Below are 3,421 nucleotides of genomic sequence, written 5' to 3' on the forward strand. Positions count from 1 at the left end.
CGAGGCTTATAGAAATACATTCCTTCACGGTCTCGTAGTAGGCTGCACCAATGAGAATGACTGTAGCGAATGTGAGTGATTGAGGCGAACTCAGTAGCCAATTGGCTACTAAGTACAATCAAGAAAGACTTGACGGGTTGCGCCAATGATTGAAAGTACTTTTTCAGGCATTCGGTTATAGCGGGTAAAGAAGTTGTTGGTTGCTTCTATCAGGTTTTTGATGGATTCGAATAACTCACAATGGGTGACCGCTCGTCGCCAATGTCGCCACAGCATTTCGATCGGATTCAACCAAGGGCTGTAGGTCGGTAAGTAGAGTAAGACTAATCGACCAGCAGCCCCTCGCACTATAGCGTCTATTTCTCCACCACTATGGGTATCCGCATTGTCCCAAGCCACATACACCGTCTGAGTCGGATGCTTCACCAGCAGTTGAGTCAGTAACTCAGCGATTTGCTCGCGGCGTTTGCGTTTGCGAACAATCACCACCGTTTCCCCGGTATGATAATTGACCGCCCCGATGCCAAAACGTTTATTGGTCTGCCCAGGGGTCGGAATCATTACTTGCTGACCAACTGGGCTCCACATGGCTTTTAGGGTGGGTTGCTAACTCACATTAAACTCATCGGCATAGTAAAAGACCGCATCTGCTTCTAAATGGTCTCTTTTGCTTTCAACCTCCCGCGACGGCGGACCGTTTTTTTAAACAAGTAGTCAGGATCAGGACTGCTAATCTTGTGTTGAGGCCGGGACAGGACAATCTCCATTGCTTTGAGTTGCAGCCGGACCCCCTCTTCCGATAGACGAATACCGGTTTGTTCGGCTAAATAATCCGCCAGTCGAGCCAGGGTCCACAGCGAAAATTCCAGGCCTAAACTGCGAGGCCGTTGGCGCACACTACTCAAAAGCTGTTGTCGGTAAGCGAGACTAACTTTGGAGGGCTTGCCCGATTTGGGCGCATCCTGAAGACCATTGATCCCTTCGGCTTGGTAGCGTTTGAGCCAGCGCTGGACCGTGCGTTCACTTTCGCGAACAATCAGCGCAATCTGGGGGGCTTTCAAGGCTTGCTCCGCCGAAAGCAATACCATCTGCGCCCGCGTGCGTAAGCGGGGTATTTTCGTCTTATCGTATAACTCCGTCAGTGCCTGATGAGCAGAAGGGGTTAAATTGTCGATTTTGAGTGCCAGCATGGATCAAAGATAAACAAACTCGGCATCCGCCAAGTCTTTCTTGATTGTACTTAGTAAAGATGTTGGTTCTAATAAACTGATTCATAAGGTTAATTTGAAAAATTGGTGAACTGACTAACTAAGCAAAATAAGAGTGTTGGTGAATTGACTGAGCGGTTGACCCGAATGCTGGATTCAACTGGCCCACTAGCAACGGGTTTCGGGTAGGCATCTTGAAGGCGGCTACCTGATTCATCAGCCCAGTTACTCTGGGGCCATTTATTTGGCGGGTAGTAAGCGGTTTAGGCTGTGTACTACCCGTAGGGGTCAGGAAGCAGCCCGACGAAACCATCAACCGTGACACCAGCAGAAGTCAAACCACGTCACTAGGGGGTTTGACAATTGGCCAGGAATGCACATTACTAGGGATCGTTTGAGAGACGAATAAGCTACTTCAACAAGCCGGAAGGGGGAGTTCACTCCCCTTTTTAAGGGGTTTAACATACCGGCGAGTTGAGGGTCTAAGAGTAAGGTTACAAACCGGGGCTACCCACCTGGGTGGCGGGCAAAGTAAGCACCCAATCATTCATGAGCGGAGAGACCATCGCCCCTGGCAACGGGGGGATACCCCCTCCCCGTTGCCAGGGGGACGGCTTGATGAACAGGACGTTCCGACTCAGGACATGGGGCAGGCTGCTGGATGGGCATAAGGCAAGCAAAAAAGTCTTTATCAACTCGTAGGATGTAACCCGGAGCAGGCGGGTTAGCGGCCCTTGGAGACTATATACGCACTGGGTTGAGGCCTGGATTTAGGCAGCCCGTCTTACCGGTTGGAACGTGGGTTGAGCATGGTTTGGGGATCAGGGCTTATCCTTACTTTTGCCCCTTACAGGTAGGTACAGCGGCGAGTACCGTCGTGGACGCGGTACAGTACCGCTGGGTCCTGGGTAAATCAACTCGTAAACTTCTTCTTAGCGGTCAGTGCCCAACAAACCGGTCTTAACTAGTTTTAGCTACTGGTTTCCTACAGCCAGGCTGAAATGAATATAGATTAAAAAATCTTTCGCGCGCTGCTCGCTCGTATATACTTCCTAGACAAACTAATGATCAACCATGATTATTCAAGAAGGACGTTTATGGGGCCCTTTCAGAGGTTACAGCGACCAACGGGTACGGTTTACCTTTACCCGCGGAGGAACTTGGCGACAAAATGAGCGCAAATACCTTTATCATTTTCTGTATAATCCCCGCGCGCAGGTTATAAAGGAGGAAGGTCGCTACTATCTGGAAATACGTGGATTAAATGAACGGGTTGAAATTGTTCGAGACCACAGTAAGGCCCATTAATCGGTGGTACGTACTGTAAGCCTTTATCAACGAAGAGTAAGATGTTGCTGGATACCCGGATTGCCACTAGCGCAGCCGGGTATTTTTGGTCAAGCGCAAATATGGGATAGTGGTAGAAAAAGAAGCAGTATAGCCAGGCTCCCTGCCTTACAGATTACTTTTTGTGAGCCGCTTATTGGATTAGGGGTGCAAGTTTTCCAGCTTGAATAAAGCCGATTGCCGTCCTGTACCATATACCAATAGCATCTGACTTTGGTAATATTTAGTAGGTATTCAGGTCCCATTGCTGGTATACGTATCTGCTGCTGCCGGTTGTCGGGCTCACTGATGGGGTGCGCAAAAGCCGTCAACCCGCGATCTCCGCCAAGGTCATTTACATCAATTTCTTTCCCCGTTATGAGGCCTGGGCGGATTGGTAGGCAGTGGGCGTCAATTCCGGTTATTTTCAGCGACGGTTGCTCATCGGGCGTGCTGGCGTCGGTGGTTGACTGAACGGTCAGGTCTGACAGTTCGTCGAGGCCCAAATCCATACCGTCGAAATCCGAATAGCGGTCCTGGTGGTGGTGAACCTGGTGGGCATGGGAGTCGGCTGTGGCGTAGCGCGGTTCGTCAGGGGCATTGATAAAGCCCGTTCTTTTGCCAGACGAAGCGTTCCCAGCGGTGCTGTATAAGTTCGTCAGGGGCATTGATAAAGCCCGTTCCCGCAATAAGCAGGCAGCTGGTAAGCAGCAGCATGATGAACCAGGCCCGGACGAACATGATTAGAGTTGTTAAACGAACGCGTCTACAGCGTGAAATTTGGATTTGTTTTGCGGGCGTCGGCAATTAGTTTGTTGCTGGCTTCGGCATTGCCCATCGCTTTGGCGATAGCGCCGGCACGCTGTAACAATTCGGGGTCTTTAAGG

The 3,421-nt window shown here is 50.4% G+C and carries 3 protein-coding genes and 1 pseudogene; all 4 read right to left on the reverse strand.

The window, feature by feature from the left end; all coding sequences use genetic code 11:
• Positions 1–108 precede the first annotated feature (108 nt).
• Positions 109–591: pseudogene (locus tag FH603_RS27740) on the reverse strand (IS630 family transposase); the annotation flags it as partial.
• Positions 592–653: 62 nt separating this feature from the next.
• Complete coding sequence (locus tag FH603_RS27745; protein ID WP_186742541.1) at positions 654–1,190, reverse strand: helix-turn-helix domain-containing protein; 537 nt, start codon at positions 1,188–1,190, stop codon at positions 654–656.
• Between the two features lie 512 nt (positions 1,191–1,702).
• A complete protein-coding gene (locus FH603_RS27750; RefSeq protein WP_186742543.1) occupies positions 1,703–1,903 on the reverse strand; it encodes a hypothetical protein in 201 nt (66 codons plus the stop codon).
• A 702-nt stretch (positions 1,904–2,605) separates the two neighbouring features.
• Positions 2,606–3,202 (reverse strand): hypothetical protein, encoded by a 597-nt coding sequence (locus FH603_RS27755; protein ID WP_186742545.1) that lies wholly within the window; start codon positions 3,200–3,202, stop codon positions 2,606–2,608.
• Between the last annotated feature and the right edge of the window lie 219 nt (positions 3,203–3,421).

Source organism: Spirosoma utsteinense (assembly GCF_014282275.1).
Classification (GTDB): domain Bacteria; phylum Bacteroidota; class Bacteroidia; order Cytophagales; family Spirosomataceae; genus Spirosoma; species Spirosoma utsteinense.